The organism is Pseudomonas sp. CFBP 13710, assembly GCF_014842235.1.
In the GTDB taxonomy this organism is placed as follows: Bacteria; Pseudomonadota; Gammaproteobacteria; order Pseudomonadales; family Pseudomonadaceae; genus Aquipseudomonas; species Aquipseudomonas baltica.
Genome location: NZ_JACYVJ010000005.1, coordinates 83,433 through 98,617, shown reverse-complemented (window position 1 = coordinate 98,617; position 15,185 = coordinate 83,433). Strand labels below are relative to the sequence as shown.

The 15,185-nt window shown below is 62.3% G+C and carries 14 protein-coding genes; 5 read left to right on the top strand and 9 right to left on the bottom strand.

Annotation, left to right across the window (positions count from 1 at the left end):
- Nucleotides 1-46: 46 nt before the first annotated feature.
- From IFT44_RS13560 to ppsA, 9 genes are all read right to left on the bottom strand, one after another.
- Nucleotides 47-1,075, bottom strand: a complete 1,029-nt coding sequence (locus tag IFT44_RS13560) for a quinone-dependent dihydroorotate dehydrogenase (RefSeq protein ID WP_122476055.1) — start codon at nucleotides 1,073-1,075, stop codon at nucleotides 47-49.
- A gap of 148 nt (nucleotides 1,076-1,223) precedes the next feature.
- Nucleotides 1,224-2,261, bottom strand: coding sequence for an OmpA family protein (locus tag IFT44_RS13555; protein ID WP_192053153.1), 1,038 nt, complete (start codon nucleotides 2,259-2,261; stop codon nucleotides 1,224-1,226).
- Nucleotides 2,262-2,364: 103 nt separating this feature from the next.
- A complete protein-coding gene (sigX, locus tag IFT44_RS13550) occupies nucleotides 2,365-2,955 on the bottom strand; it encodes an RNA polymerase sigma factor SigX (RefSeq protein ID WP_122476059.1) in 591 nt (196 codons plus the stop codon).
- Nucleotides 2,956-3,058: 103 nt separating this feature from the next.
- Nucleotides 3,059-3,883, bottom strand: a complete 825-nt coding sequence (locus IFT44_RS13545) for a mechanosensitive ion channel family protein (RefSeq protein WP_185794460.1) — start codon at nucleotides 3,881-3,883, stop codon at nucleotides 3,059-3,061.
- A 3-nt stretch (nucleotides 3,884-3,886) separates the two neighbouring features.
- On the bottom strand, nucleotides 3,887-4,129 hold the full coding sequence (locus IFT44_RS13540) for a CrfX protein (protein WP_122476063.1): 243 nt from the start codon (nucleotides 4,127-4,129) through the stop codon (nucleotides 3,887-3,889).
- Between the two features lie 84 nt (nucleotides 4,130-4,213).
- Nucleotides 4,214-5,209 (bottom strand): zinc transporter ZntB, encoded by a 996-nt coding sequence (locus tag IFT44_RS13535; RefSeq protein ID WP_122476065.1) that lies wholly within the window; start codon nucleotides 5,207-5,209, stop codon nucleotides 4,214-4,216.
- A 27-nt stretch (nucleotides 5,210-5,236) separates the two neighbouring features.
- The gene (gene rraA, locus IFT44_RS13530; protein WP_122476067.1) at nucleotides 5,237-5,722 is read right to left on the bottom strand and encodes a ribonuclease E activity regulator RraA; all 486 of its coding nucleotides are present in this window, start codon (nucleotides 5,720-5,722) and stop codon (nucleotides 5,237-5,239) included.
- A gap of 84 nt (nucleotides 5,723-5,806) precedes the next feature.
- On the bottom strand, nucleotides 5,807-6,793 hold the full coding sequence (locus IFT44_RS13525) for an alpha/beta fold hydrolase (protein WP_122476068.1): 987 nt from the start codon (nucleotides 6,791-6,793) through the stop codon (nucleotides 5,807-5,809).
- Between the two features lie 249 nt (nucleotides 6,794-7,042).
- Nucleotides 7,043-9,418, bottom strand: coding sequence for a phosphoenolpyruvate synthase (gene ppsA / locus IFT44_RS13520; RefSeq protein WP_192176104.1), 2,376 nt, complete (start codon nucleotides 9,416-9,418; stop codon nucleotides 7,043-7,045).
- 174 nt (nucleotides 9,419-9,592) lie between these two features.
- On the opposite strand from ppsA, the gene ppsR reads away from it, so the two are divergent.
- The 5 genes from ppsR to pabB all read left to right on the top strand — a co-directional run bounded on the left by ppsR (nucleotide 9,593) and on the right by pabB (nucleotide 15,107).
- Nucleotides 9,593-10,411 (top strand): posphoenolpyruvate synthetase regulatory kinase/phosphorylase PpsR, encoded by an 819-nt coding sequence (gene ppsR / locus IFT44_RS13515; RefSeq protein WP_122476071.1) that lies wholly within the window; start codon nucleotides 9,593-9,595, stop codon nucleotides 10,409-10,411.
- Nucleotides 10,412-10,605: 194 nt separating this feature from the next.
- Nucleotides 10,606-11,157: a retropepsin-like aspartic peptidase RloA gene (rloA, locus tag IFT44_RS13510; RefSeq protein WP_122476073.1), complete on the top strand. Its 552-nt coding sequence runs from the start codon at nucleotides 10,606-10,608 to the stop codon at nucleotides 11,155-11,157.
- 5 nt (nucleotides 11,158-11,162) lie between these two features.
- On the top strand, nucleotides 11,163-12,698 hold the full coding sequence (gene rloB / locus IFT44_RS13505; protein ID WP_122476074.1) for an osmotic stress tolerance membrane protein RloB: 1,536 nt from the start codon (nucleotides 11,163-11,165) through the stop codon (nucleotides 12,696-12,698).
- Nucleotides 12,698-13,684, top strand: a complete 987-nt coding sequence (locus tag IFT44_RS13500) for an alpha-L-glutamate ligase-like protein (RefSeq protein ID WP_192058114.1) — start codon at nucleotides 12,698-12,700, stop codon at nucleotides 13,682-13,684. Before rloB ends, IFT44_RS13500 begins: the two co-directional genes overlap by 1 nt.
- A 79-nt stretch (nucleotides 13,685-13,763) precedes the next feature.
- Entirely contained in the window at nucleotides 13,764-15,107 is a 1,344-nt protein-coding gene (gene pabB / locus IFT44_RS13495) for an aminodeoxychorismate synthase component I (protein ID WP_192176043.1), read from the top strand.
- Nucleotides 15,108-15,185: the final 78 nt, after the last annotated feature.

The window sequence follows — 15,185 nt, the reverse complement described above, 5'->3', positions numbered from 1 at the left end:
GGGCTAGCGCCCAGGGGCCTCTGCGAGGCCCCTATCGCGCCTCGAATCATTGCCTGGCGCGCAGCGCCGCGATGGCGTCCACCGACTCGCGGATCAGTGCAGGCCCCTTGTAGATGAAGCCCGAATAAATCTGCACCAGACTGGCACCCGCGGCAATTTTTTCGGCCGCATGCCCACCCTCTGTGATCCCGCCTGCTGCAATGATCGGCAATCTGCCGTTCAAGGTCTGCGCCAGCACCTTGACGATGTGAGTGCTTTGCTCCCGCACCGGCGCTCCCGACAACCCACCGGCTTCGTCTGCGTGAACCAGCCCCTCGACACCGACCCGGCTGAGGGTGGTATTGGTGGCGATCACTGCATCCATACCTGCGTCGACCAGCGCCTGCGCCACCAGTGCGGTTTCTTCATCGCTCATGTCCGGGGCGATCTTGATCGCCAGTGGCACATGCCGTCCACTTTGCCCGGCCAGCACCACGCGCCGTGCTGCCAGCGTGTCTAGCAACTGCTTGAGCGAGTCACCGAACTGCAGGCTGCGCAGGCCGGCGGTATTGGGCGAGCTGATGTTGACGGTGATGTAGCTGGCGTGGTCGTAGACCTTGTCCAGACAGATCAGGTAGTCGTCCACGGCGCGCTCGACCGGGGTGGTGAGGTTCTTGCCGATATTGATACCCAGCACGCCCCGGTACTTGGCCGCCTTGACGCGCTCGACCAGGTTGTCGACACCCAGGTTGTTGAAGCCCATGCGGTTGATGATTGCGCAGGCTTCAGGCAGGCGAAACAAACGCGGCTTTGGATTGCCCGGCTGTGGACGTGGGGTCACCGTGCCGATTTCCACCGAGCCGAAACCCAGCTGGGAGAAGCCGTCGATGGCCGCACCGTTCTTGTCCAGCCCCGCTGCCAGTCCCACCGGATTGTCGAACTGCAGACCCATGACCGTGACCGGCAGGCGCGCCGGCGGCTTGGCAAGCAGGCCATTGAGACCCAGACGGCCACCGGCGCCGATAAGGTCCAGCGACAAGTCATGGGAGGTTTCAGCGGACAATTTGAACAGCAGCTGGCGGGCCAGATTGTACATAGGCGGGCTTGGCTCCGAGGAAGCGATAGAGGGGTGCGATTGTGCCAGATCCGCGGCCGGTTAGGTATGGTGGCGGGGGGGCACAGGCCAAATCGCAGGCAAAGAAAAGCCCGGCATGAGCCGGGCTTTTCGTTGAAGCGGTAGCTAATTACTTAGCTTGAGCTTCTACTTCAGCTTCTACGCGACGGTTTACAGCGCGGCCAGCGTCGGTGGCGTTGTCAGCCACTGGGCGGGTTTCGCCGTAACCAACCGAGTTTACGCGGTTGGATTCAACACCGTACTGACCGGTCAGCACTTGCTTGACAGCAGCAGCGCGACGCTCGGACAGCTTCTGGTTGTAGGCATCAGGACCGACGGAGTCAGTGTGACCTTCAACAGTGGTGGTGGTCTGTGGGTACTGCTTCATGAAGTCAGCCAGGTTCTTGATATCGCCATAGCTGTTGGTCTTCACGACCGACTTGTCGAAGTCGAACTTGACGTCCAGCTCAACGCGAACGGTTTCGGCGACGGCTGGGCAGCCATCAGCGTCAACGGTAACGTTGGCAGGGGTGTCAGGGCACTTGTCGACGTTGTCGCAGACGCCGTCGTTGTCGGAGTCAGCGCACACTTCAGCTACTGGAGCTGGAGCAGCGGCTGGAGCAGGCTTGGAGCCGCCACCGAAGTTCACGCCGATACCGACGCTTGGCGCCCACTCGGTGTCGCCTTGGTCGATGTTGTACTGAGCTTCAACACCGGCACGGGCGTAGAAGTTGTCAGTGAAGTACAGCTTGGCACCGCCGCCCAGGTTGGCGAAGGTGGAACCGTTACGGCCGTTGCGATCGTTCTGACCGATGCTCTGGTCAGAGAAACCAGCCGAAACGTACGGACGCAGCATGTCGCCTGGCTTGTTGAAGTGGTACAGAGCGTCCAGAGCTGTGTTGGAGCCCTTGATGTTCTTGCCGCTGTCGCTGCGAACGTTGTGGACTTCGTCGTAACCCAGACGCAATTCAACGTCGTCGGTCAGGAAGTAACCAACCGAGCCACCGAACAGGTTGCCGTCGTTTTTGAAGTCGCGAGCGCTGTCGTAGTATTCTTTCTTGGCGAAGCCTTCGATTTCAACTGCGCCTTGGCCTTGTGCCAATACGCCGAATGAAGTTGCGGCAACGAGAGAACCAATGGCAAGGCCCAAGGTGTTTTTCAGTTTCATCCGTTAAATCCCCATCTGGTGATTGTTAAGCGCCCCTCATCCGGGGCAGCTTGACGGCAAGTCTAGCAGACCTTGCCGGTAGGTTAGAGACCTTTGCGCCGAACTAAGTTTCGGACAGGTCTGCAAATTTATCGCGGAGCTTATCTAAGGCCCGCTTGTACCGCATTTTGGTGGCGCTCAAGCCCATGTGCATGATGTCGGCGATTTCCTGGAATTCCAGCTCCGCGACGAATCGCAGCACAAGAATCTCCCGGTCTATCGGGTTCACGAACACCAGCCATCGGTCGAGACCACCGCGCTCCTCCGACTTGGGCGCCTTCTCTTCGGATGCCTCCTCGAGCGGATCGAGACTCAGGGCATCCATCAAGCGGCGCTTGCGCCTTTCCTTCCGGTACTGCGTGATGCATTCGTTATAGGTGATGCTGTAAAGCCACGTCTTGAATTTCGACTTACCCTCGAAATTCTTTAGCCCGTACAGCACCTTCAACATCACTTCCTGACAGACATCGTCAGCGTCACGATCGTTCCCTAAATATCTTGCACAGACGTTGAAGAGGGTTCGCTGGTAGCGACGCATCAGCTCTTCATAGGCCCGCGTGACATGGAACAGCTCCTCGTGCGAACGCGCCACCAACTCCTCGTCAGAGAGCTCGCGGGGGTCGTAGCGCACGGGCAGCGTATGTACTTTATTCAAAACAGGTCGGCCCGAAGGTCAGGTCCCCGAAGGTCAGGTCATTGTCCGCCAAGGCATGATCGCTCAGCCTTTTTGCGGCGGCATACATTAGCAAAACGTTGACCTATCGGCTACTCACCCGCTGTTCCAGCAGCTCGCGGTTGGACATCGAAACCAGCTCGCCGTCGTCGGTCATCACTGTCGTCTTGACGGTGCCGATTTCCTCGATCTGCCCTTCGACCCCTCCAACCTGCACCTGCTGGCCCACTTGAAACAGTTCCCGCACGTAGATCCCGGCCAGTATCTGACTGGCGATTTCACGGCTGCCCAACCCCATGGCCAGTGCTGCGGCCAGACCAACGGTAATCAAGGCGATGACGATCACGTGGTTCAGCAGGTCGGTCTTGACCTCCAGCTGGCTGATGGCCACCGAAATGCTGATGATGATCACCAACCACTGCGCCACACGTCCCAGGCCACCTGCGTAATCGAGCCCTACCCCTTCGGCAGCGCCGCGTACCACGCCATTGACCAGTTGCGCCAGCAGTACACCGACCAGCAACACCAAGGCTGCACCGAACACCTTGGGCAGGTACAGCGCCAGCATGTCCAGGGTCGCCGAAACTCGCTGCAGCCCCAGCGACTCGGCGGCCGACACCAGGAAAATCAGCAGCACGAACCAATAGACGATCTTGCCGATAAGGGTCGAGATCGGCACCCTGAGGCCGCCACGGCCCAGCAGTTTGGTCAGGCCGGTCCCCGCCATCAGGCGGTCGAGCCCGAACTTGGCCAGCAGCTTGGACAACAATGTGTCGAGCAGCTTGGCGACCAGGAAGCCCAGCAGTACCACCACCAACGCCCCGAACAGGTTGGGGATGAAATTGGCGACCTTGGTCCACAGGGCGGTCATCGCCGCCACCAGGCTTTGAGTCCAGGGGTCCAGTTCCATTGATCAATCAGCCTTATCCGCAGCGGCGGAATCCGTACGACGAGACACCGGCGCGATATTCGCCGAACCACTGTTCACCGCGATCATGAATGCCTGACCCCAGCGCCCTATCAGGCTGAAGAGATCGCCCGCGCCGACCTGGCGATTGGCAGTCTTGAGCACTCGCCCCAGCGCGGCGCGGTCGTCGCGACCCGGCGCGTGAGCGTTGAGCATGTCTCGCAGGGATTCTTCGAACGGATCAGGCATGCATACCTCGCGAATTTCATTCAAAGACGAGACCCTGCGGCGGTGAGTCACAAAGGTCTCGGCGAGCACAGGGTAAATTCCGTGTCAGACCCAGCGCAAGCGTCGAAACAACAACCATTGGCCCAACGCTACGGCCACCATCAATGCGCAGGCAATGGTGAAACCATAGGGGCTGTCGGAACCGGGAATGCCGCCGACGTTGATGCCCAGTAGACCGGTCAGAAAGCTCATCGGCAGAAAGATCCCGGTGATGATGCCGAAGCGATACATGGTGCGATTCATGCGCTCGCTCTGACGCCGGTCTTCGGCCTCGAGCACCAGCCCCACGCGCTCGCGCGCCAGTTCCAGCTCTTCCAGATAACGGGTCAGGCTGTTGTTGAGTTCGTTCCAGTAGTCGGCGTCGTCGTCGACGAACCAGGGCACCTTGTTGCGCGCCAACTGGCCAAAGATATCGCGTTGCGGCGCGAGGAAGCGCCGTAGTCCGGCCGCCCTTCGGCGCAGCTGCAAAATGCTGCCGTGCTCGGGCGTGTACCGTTCGTCGGCGTCGAGTTTGTCTTCCTCCATATCGACGATGTCGGAGAGGTCTTCGACCAGTGCCTGGACCTTTTCGGTCAAGTGCTGAGCCAGGTACAGAATCAACTCCGAAGCGGTTTTCGGGCCCTTGCAGGCGGCGAACTGTTCGAGCAGGTCGTCGGTCGCGCGCAGTGGCCGCAGTCGCAGGGAAATGATGCGCTGGGCCTGGGCGAAGATCCGCACCGAGACCATGTCCTCGGGCTCGGCTCCTGGATTGAGATTGACCCCACGCAGGAACAGCAGCAGTTCATCGTCGGGCAACGGGACCAGGCGCGGGCGGGTGTTTTCCTCCAGCAGCAGGTCGCAGCTGAATTCGCTCAGGCCACTATTGCGGCGCAACCAGTCACGGGTCTGGGGATGGCTGCGATCCCAGTGCAGCCACAGGCTCTGGTGAGGTTGCAGCTGCAGCCCGTCGATATCGGTCCGGGCAACCGACCGCGCACCTCCCTTGCCGTCCAGCAACAGGGCATGCACCAGCCCCCATTGCGCATTTTCTTCCTCGTACATCGTGTCCCCGTTACTGATGGAAAATTGTCATTCGGGCATGCTCAACGCCTCTGGCGAGACGATGATGCCGTTGTTGTCGGCATACAGATAGTGGCCGGGAACGAATGTGACACCGGCGAAGCTGACCTTCACATCGAGATCACCCAAACCCCGCTTGACGGTCGGCATCGGATGACTGGCCAGGGCCTGCACACCGACATCGGTTTGCGCGAGCATGTCGACGTCACGCACGCACCCATAGATGACCAGGCCTTCCCAACCGTTCTCCGCGGCTTTCTGGGCAAGCATGTCGCCCAGCAGCGCCTTGCGCAGCGAGCCTCCACCGTCGACCACCAGCACCTTGCCGGTGCCATCCAGAGCCACCTGCTCGCGTACTCGCGAGTTGTCTTCGAAGGTCTTGATGGTGACGATCTGGCCGCCGAAAGAGTCGCGGCCACCGAAATTGCTGAACATCGGCTCGAGCACCTCGACGTCGGGGTAGGCATCACACAGGTCGGGGGTCAGATAATGCATGGCATTGCTCCTGGGGCGAATGGCGGCTGCAAGAGCCAGTAGCCTGCACCGGACGCGGCGCGGCCCTCACAGCCTAGACCATGCTCAGGTCGTCGCCAACGGTGTCGCGCCGGGCAGCAGCGGCCGGTAGGGGTCGCTCAGCCAGGTCCCGACCAGCGGCCAGACCTCGGCCTGGGCTTGCGCGCTGACCAGCATGCGCACGTGGTCGAAGTCGTCGCCGAAGCCCTGGGCGCGGCCCAGGTTGACGAACTGGTTGTGGCTCCCGGCAAATTGCTCGAACAGCTGGCGGCAGTCCCAGCTTGGATCCTGCAGGTCACCGACCGCCGCAACGGCGAGGATGGGCAGTTTCACTTCGCCCAGCCCCTGCCACCAGTCCCGCTCGGCATCGCCGAAACGGCCGAACAGGCCTTTCCAGCGCATCCACTCCAGGCCAACGCCCACCGGCTCGTCTTCCGGGCCGCGTTTGAGGCGGGCCCCGGAAATGTGTGGATAGCGCTTGAGCAGGCGGCGCGCAGCCCAGTTCAGCGGAGGAATCCGCAACTGCCAGTGACGTCGACTGACCTGGGCACCGAACAGGGCCGCAGACGCTGCCAGATCGCCTTGCAGATAGCCGCCACCCAAGGCGGCGGCCAGGGTGATGCCGCCGAGCGAATGCCCGATCCAATGCGGCGTCTGAGCACTGACCTCGGCGACGAATGCACCGATGACCGGAAGATCGTAGCGGGCGTAGTCGGCCACGGTATTGCTCGCGTAGTGCTGGTTGCGCGGCGACAGTCCGTGGCCGCGCATTTCGGCTATCCATACGTCGAACCCGCGACGTGCCAGCCAAGGCCCCAAGCCTATGCCCTTGGGCGAGTACCAGAAGCGCCGGTTGGAAAAGCTGCCATGCAGAAGGATCACCGGCACCCCGCGAGCACCAGGTTGATCGGCCAGGCCCAGGCGCGTCAACGCCAGCTCGACACTGGGGTCGGGGCTGTTGGCGGCCTTGATGCGGTAGATGTCTTCGCTGAGGTCGCCGCGACGCTCGGCACTGAGCAGCGCGACGGGAAAGAGGGTACTGCTGCTTTGCATAAGGCACTTGCGTCTGAATGAATGGGGCTGTAACCGGGGCGCCAGCCGCGTCAGTATTGATCTGTGCGTGAAGGGCAGGATCAAGGGCGACGCGGCTTGCGCCGCTGCTACAGGGGACCGGGGTGTTTGAAAGGACACACCGGTCTGGGGTGATACAGGGGACTGGGGTGTTCGAGAGAACACATCGGTCTGGGGTGGTACAGGAGACCGGGGTGCTGGAAGGGACACACCGGTCTGGGGTGGTACGGCTTAAACGGCACTTTCCTTTTCGGCCAGGAAGAACCAGGTTTCCAGGACCGAGTCCGGGTTCAGCGACACGCTTTCGATGCCCTGCTCCATCAGCCATTTGGCCAGGTCAGGGTGATCGGACGGGCCCTGGCCGCAGATGCCGATGTACTTGCCGGCCTTGTTGCAGGCCTGGATGGCATTGGCCAGCAGCTTCTTGACCGCCGGGTTACGCTCGTCGAACAGGTGGGCGATGATCCCCGAGTCGCGGTCCAGGCCGAGGGTGAGCTGGGTGAGGTCGTTGGAACCGATCGAGAAGCCGTCGAAGAACTCCAGGAACTCGTCGGCCAGGATGGCGTTGGACGGCAGCTCGCACATCATGATGATGCGCAGACCGTTGTCGCCGCGGGCCAGGCCATTCTCGGCGAGCAGGTCGATCACCTGCGACGCTTCGCCCAGGGTGCGCACGAACGGCACCATGATCTCGACGTTGGTCAGGCCCATTTCGTTGCGCACCCGCCTCATCGCCCGGCATTCGAGCTCGAAGCAGTCGCGGAACGACTCGCTGATGTAGCGCGACGCCCCGCGGAAGCCCAGCATCGGGTTCTCTTCTTCCGGCTCGTAGAGCTTGCCGCCGATCAGGTTGGCGTATTCGTTGGACTTGAAGTCGGACAGCCGGACGATGACTTTCTTCGGCCAGAAGGCCGCAGCCAGGGTGCTGATGCCCTCGACCAGCTTGTCGACATAGAAATTCACCGGGTCGCTGTAGCCGGCCACACGCTTGTCGACGCTGTCCTTGATTTCCGGGGTCAGGGTGTCGTAGTTGAGCAGCGCCTTGGGGTGCACGCCGATCATCCGGTTGATGATGAACTCCAGGCGCGCCAGGCCGACACCGGCATTGGGCAATTGAGCGAAATCGAAGGCGCGATCCGGGTTGCCGACGTTCATCATGATCTTGAATGGCAGCTCGGGCATGGCGTCGACCGAATTCTGCTTGATGTCGAAGCCCAGTTCGCCCTCGAAGATGTAGCCGGTGTCGCCCTCGGCGCAGGACACCGTCACGCCCTGGCCGTCCTGGAGCAGTTGCGTGGCGTTGCCGCAGCCCACCACTGCCGGAATGCCCAGCTCGCGGGCGATGATCGCGGCGTGGCAGGTTCGCCCGCCGCGATTGGTGACGATGGCACTGGCGCGTTTCATCACCGGTTCCCAGTCCGGGTCGGTCATGTCCGAAACCAGCACGTCACCGGCCTGGACCTTGTCCATCTCGGAGACGTCGTGAATGATGCGGACCTTGCCGGCGCCGATGCGCTGGCCGATGGCGCGGCCCTCGACCAGCACGGTGCCCTTTTCCTTGAGCAGGTAGCGTTCCATCACGTTGGCGCTGGAGCGGCTCTTCACTGTCTCCGGGCGCGCCTGGACGATGTACAGCTGGCCGTCGTCGCCGTCCTGGGCCCACTCGATGTCCATCGGCCGGCCGTAGTGCTTCTCGATGATCATCGCCTGCTTGGCCAGCTCGCTGACCTGCGCATCGGTCAGGCAGAAACGCGCACGTTCGGCCTTGTCGACGTCCACCACCTTGACCGAGCGTCCGGCGCGCGCTTCGTCGCCGTAGACCATCTTGATCGCCTTGCTGCCCAGGTTGCGCCGCAGGATCGCCGGACGACCGGCCTCCAGGGTGTGCTTGTGCACATAGAATTCGTCGGGGTTCACCGCGCCTTGCACCACGGTTTCGCCCAGGCCGTAGGCGCCGGTGATGAACACCACGTCACGGAACCCGGACTCGGTGTCCAAAGTGAACATCACCCCGGCAGTGCCGGTTTCCGAACGCACCATGCGCTGCACGCCGGCCGACAGGGCAACCAGCTTGTGGTCGAAGCCCTGGTGCACGCGGTAGGCGATGGCGCGGTCGTTGAACAGCGAGGCAAAGACTTCCTTGGCCGCGCGAATGACGTTCTCGACACCGCGGATATTGAGGAAGGTTTCCTGCTGGCCGGCAAAGGAGGCATCGGGCAGGTCCTCGGCGGTGGCCGAGGAACGCACGGCAACGGCGATGTCCGGGTTGCCCTTGGACAGCTCGGCGAAGGCGATGCGGATCTCTTCGTTGAGACGCTCGGGGAACTCGGCCTCCATGACCCACTGGCGGATCTGCGCGCCGGTGCGAGCCAGGGCATTGACGTCGTCCACGTCGAGCGCATCGAGGGCCGCGTGGATCTGCTCGTTGAGCCCGCTCAGGTCGAGGAAGTCGCGATAGGCCTGGGCGGTGGTGGCAAAGCCGCTAGGCACCGACACGCCGGCACCAGCCAGATTGCTGATCATCTCGCCCAGGGACGCATTCTTGCCCCCCACGTGTTCCACATCATTGTTGCCAAGCTTATCGAGGGAAACTACGTACTCTACCAAGGTGATCTCTCCACTGACTGGGTTGGAAAAGCTCGGGATGCCCGGCGCGAATCGTCGCACGCGGGGGGCTGTGGCCGCAGCCTCGGAAATGAACGAGAATGCCTGGCAATGCTGGCCGTCAATCGGGCCTATCATATCCAAGAATCGTCAGTTGCCTAAGGGCCGGGGCGCACAATGAAACGATCTGCATTCTTCATCTCCGACGGTACCGGCATTACCGCCGAAACGCTGGGGCAAAGTCTACTGGCGCAGTTCGAAAACATTACCTTCAGCAAGTTCACGCGGCCCTATATCGACAGCGTGGACAAGGCTCGGGCCATGGTACAGCAAATCAATAACTGCGCCGAAAAGGACGGTGTGCGACCGATCATCTTCGACACCATCGTCAATCAGGACATCCGCGAGATCCTCGCCACCTCCAACGGCTTCATGATCGACATCTTCTCGACCTTCCTCGCCCCGCTGGAAATGGAGCTCAGCGCACATTCCTCGTACTCGGTGGGCAAGTCCCACTCCATTGCGCACAATGCCAACTACATGGAACGCATCGAAGCGGTCAACTTCGCGCTGGACAACGACGACGGCGCCAGAACCCACTACTACGACAAGGCCGACCTGATCCTGGTGGGCGTGTCGCGCTGCGGCAAGACCCCGACCTGCCTGTACATGGCCATGCAATTCGGCATCCGCGCCGCCAACTACCCGCTGACCGAAGACGACATGGAGCGCCTGCAGTTGCCACCTGCGCTCAGGGCCCACCAGCACAAGCTGTTCGGCCTGACCATCGACCCCGATCGACTCACCGCGATCCGCCACGAACGCAAGCCCAACAGTCGTTACGCCAGCTTCGCCCAGTGCGAGTTCGAGGTGCGCGAGGTGGAAGGTCTGTTTCGCCGCGAGAACATTCCGAACATCGACTCGACCCATTTTTCGGTGGAAGAAATCTCCGCCAAGATCCTTGTCGAGAAAGGCGTCGAACGGCGCTTCAAATAGGCACCTGCACCCGTGACGCCCACCCCTGCCGAGCGGTCGACCCTCGAACTTCACGGTCGATTCGCACTCCAAGGCCTCGCCCGACCGTGCCTGCGCTGGCGGCACGAAAGCACCGTGCTAGAATGCAGTGCTCTCTTCCTGTTACCCGCGAAACGTTTTTGCGGTGCCCGATTCGGTATTCATAATTTCAATTCATGACTCTCAAACCCCTCTCCCGCCTGTTCAGCCTTTTATTCATTCCGTTCATTCCGGGCCTGGGCCTGGCTGCCGAAAAGACCACCTACGGCTTGAACGAGTACGCGCAGTTGACCGACATCGACCTGCGGGTCGCCGCCAAACTCGATACGGGCGCATTGACCGCCTCGCTCAGTGCCCGTGACATCAAGCGTTTCAAGCGCAATGGCCAACCCTGGGTGCGCTTCTACCTGGCGATCGACAATGCCCATTCCCACCCCATCGAGCGGCCGCTGGTGCGCGTGAGCTCCATCAAGCGACGCGCCGACGATTGTGAATGCAGTGCCCGCGAACGCAAGACCCACACCCAGCGGCCGGTGATCGAACTCGACGTGTGCATGGGCCATACCCAGCGCCGCATCGAAGTCAACCTCACCGACCGCACCGCATTCGACTACCCGCTGCTGATCGGCTCCGACGCGCTCACCCGCTTCGATGCGCTGGTCGACCCCAGCCGCAAACACGCTGCCGGCAAACCCGCCTGCGCCACTGTCGCCACCATCGCAGAGTAATTTCAATGCGCGCTCTAACCCTGCACTTGAAGATCCTGATCACCGCGCTGGTGGGGCTGGGCATCGCCATCACCGCCTATCAGATCCTCGTACTCGGCATCCCGGTGACCGAAGACGAAACCGACGATCTGTGGAACATCGACGCCAAGGTCGAATTCGTCGCCAGCGCCAAGGACCCGGTGAAGGTGCAGATGTTCGTGCCGCCACTGAGTCGTGACTATGTGAGCCTCAACGAAAGCTTCATCTCCAACAACTACGGGGTCAGCGTCAATCGTCTGGACGGCAACCGCAAGGTGACCTGGTCGGCCCGGCGCGCTTCGGGCAACCAGACGCTGTACTACCGCCTGGTGCTGACCAAGCGCTACAGCGGCGAAAAAATCAAGGTCAAGGGGCCGATCTTCCGCGACAGCCTGGCCGTGGAAGGCCCGGAAAAGATCGCCGCCGAAGCATTGCTGGCGCCCATCCGCCAGCATTCAGCCGATGTCGAGACTTTCGTCGGCGAAACCATCAAGCGGGTCAACAATCTGGCCGACGACAACGTCAAGCTGCTGCTGGCCGGCGACACCTCGACCTTGCACAAGGCACGCATCATCGACCTGCTGCTGTCCATCGCCCACGTGCCGATGGAAAAGGTCCACACCGTGCGCCTGCTCGCCGACCAGGCGCAGACACCGGAACTGTGGCTGCGCAGCTTCAACGGCAACGACTGGCTGTACTTCAACCCCGATACCGGCGAGCAGGGCCTGCCCGAGGATCGCCTGCTGTGGTGGACGGGTGACGAAAACCTGGTGAGCGTCGAGGGTGGCCGCAAGGCAACCGTCACCTTCACCATGAACAACAGCGAGATGAACGCCATTCGCCTGGCCAAGCTGACCGACGAGAACACCGACGCCGACTTCCTCGAGTACAGCCTGTACGGCCTGCCGCTGCAGACCCAGCAGACCTTCATGATCATGGTGATGATCCCGATCGGCGTGCTGGTGATTCTGATCCTGCGCAACCTGATCGGCATCCAGACCCTGGGCACCTTCACTCCGGTGCTGATCGCCCTGGCATTCCGCGAAACCCAGCTGGGCTTCGGCATCATCCTGTTCACGGTGATCACCGCGCTGGGGCTGTCGCTGCGCTCCTACCTGGAACACCTGAAGCTGCAGATGCTGCCCAGGCTGTCCGTGGTGCTCACTTTCGTCGTGGTGCTGATTGCCGCGATCAGCCTGTTCAGCCACAAGCTGGGCCTGGAGCGCGGGTTGTCGGTGGCGCTGTTCCCGATGGTGATCCTGACCATGACCATCGAGCGTTTGTCGATCACCTGGGAAGAGCGCGGCAGCGGGCATGCCTTGAAGGTCGCGGTGGGCACGCTGTTCGCCGCCTCCCTGGCGCATATCCTGATGAGCGTGCCGGAGCTGGTGTACTTCGTGTTCACCTTCCCGGCGATCCTGCTGATCCTGGTGGGCTTCATGCTCGCCATGGGCCGCTACCGCGGCTACCGGCTGACCGAACTGGTGCGTTTCAAGGCCTTTCTCAAGCAGGCCGACTCCTGATGTTCGGCCTGTGGAAAACCTGGAAAGCGCTGGAGGCCCGCGGCATCATGGGCATCAACCGGCGTAACGCCGACTATGTGCTCAAGTACAACCGGCGCAGCCTGTACCCCATCGTCGATGACAAGATCATCACCAAGGAACGCGCCATCGCGGCGGGTATCCATGTGCCCGAGATGTTCGGGGTGATCTCCACGGAAAAACAGATCGATCGCCTCGACGAGATCATCGGCGGGCGCAGTGACTTCGTGGTCAAGCCGGCCCAGGGCGCTGGCGGTGACGGCATCCTGGTGGTCGCCGACCGCTTCGAGGAGCGCTTTCGCACCGTGTCGGGCAAGATCATCAGCCGCGAAGACATCGAGCACCAGATTTCCAGCATCCTCACCGGCCTCTATTCGCTGGGCGGGCACCGTGACCGCGCGCTGATCGAATACCGGGTGATCCCCGACCAGATCTTCAAGAGCATCAGCTACGAAGGCGTACCGGACATCCGCATCATCGTGCTGATGGGCTACCCAGTAATGGCCATGCTGCGCTTGCCGACCCGGCAGTCGGGCGGCAAGGCCAACCTGCACCAGGGCGCCATCGGCGTCGGCGTCGACCTGGCCACGGGCGTGACCTTGCGCGGCACCTGGCTGAACAACATCATCAGCAAGCACCCCGACACCACCAACGCCGTGGACGGTGTGCAGTTGCCCAACTGGGACGGCTTCATGCGCCTGGCCGCCGGCTGCTTCGAATTGTGCGGGCTGGGCTACATCGGCGTCGACATGGTCCTGGACCAGGAGAAAGGCCCGCTGATCCTGGAGCTCAACGCCCGCCCCGGGCTGAACATCCAGATTGCCAACGACTGCGGCCTGACCCTGCGCACCCAGGCCGTGGAAAAACACCTGGAAGCGCTGGCGGCCGAAGGCATCGTGGAAACCGTCGAAGAGCGCACGCGCTTCGTCCAGGCACTGTTCGGTCATGTGCCCGCAGCAGTGACCTGAGCGCGGACGCCACGCCACCCGCACACGCGGCGCCCGGCTGCATTACAATCCCAGCCCCGCTACTGGCCACCGACCTATCATGCCAACCTGCTCGCTTCACGCCCTGCCCTACCTGGCCGACCCGGCGCCCTATTTCGCTGCGGTTCGCCACGCGCCTGGCGCGGTGCTGCTCGACAGCGCGCAGCCGATCGCCCAGCGCGGCCGCTTCGACCTGATCAGCGCCTGGCCGTTGCAGACCTTCGGCGTCCACGCCGGTGAGTCCGGCCAGCAGTACCTGCAACGGGCCCGTGTCGCGCTTGCCGGACTGGGCCAGGCGCAATTGCCCGACGGCTGCGAGTTGCCCTTCGCCGGAGGGCTGATCGGCTACCTGAGCTACGATTTCGGCCGCAGGCTGGAGACCCTGCCAGCGCCCAACCACGACGACCTCGACCTGCCGCACGCTAGCCTGGGCCTCTACGCCTGGGCGCTGATCAGCGACCATCGCCGGCAGACCAGCGAATTGATGTTCCATCCCGCGCTGGATGCACGCGAACGGCAACGCTTGATCGACCTGTTCGCCCAACCGACCGCGCTCGAAGCGCCGGCCTTCCGGCTGCACTCTTCGATGACACCGGACCGAACCGCGGAGCAGTACCGGCGGGCATTCGAAAAGGTGCAGGCCTACATCCAGGCCGGAGACTGCTATCAGGTCAATCTGACCCAGCGTTTTCGTGCCGCCTGCGCAGGCGACCCGTGGGCCGCTTATCAGGCCGTGCGCGCTGCATGCTCTACGCCGTTTTCCGGCTACCTGCAGTTGGCTGGCGGCGCAGCCTTGTTGAGCTTTTCGCCAGAGCGTTTCATCAAGGTCACGGCTGGTCATGTCGAAACCCGGCCGATCAAGGGCACCCGCCCGCGCAGCCTCGACCGCGAAGAAGACGCGCGCCAGGGTCGCGAGCTGCTGGCCAGTGCCAAGGACCGCTCGGAGAACCTGATGATCGTCGACCTGCTGCGCAATGACCTGGGCCGAAGCTGCCGGATCGGCTCGGTGCGGGTGCCGCAGCTGTTCGCCCTGGAGAGCTATCCGAACGTTCATCACTTGGTCAGCGCCGTGACCGGTGAGTTGGCCGCGGACAAGGACTGTCTGGACCTGATCGCCGGCAGCTTTCCCGGTGGCTCGATCACCGGCGCGCCGAAGATCCGCGCCATGCAGATCATCGACGAAGTAGAGCCAACCCAACGCGCCATCTACTGTGGTTCGTTGCTGTACCTGGATGTGCGCGGAGAAATGGACAGCTCCATCGCCATCCGTACCTTGCTGGTCAAGGACGGCCAGGTCTGCTGCTGGGGCGGTGGCGCGATCGTGGCCGACTCGCAGTGGCAGGCCGAATACGAAGAGTCGATCTTCAAGGTGAGCGTGCTGCTGGATACCCTCGCGGGGCTCTGAACCGGGTCATGTCGCCCGGTGTTTTTTTGTTACCATTGCGCCACATAGAGCGCCAAGCGCCACTTTGACCAGGAAGCC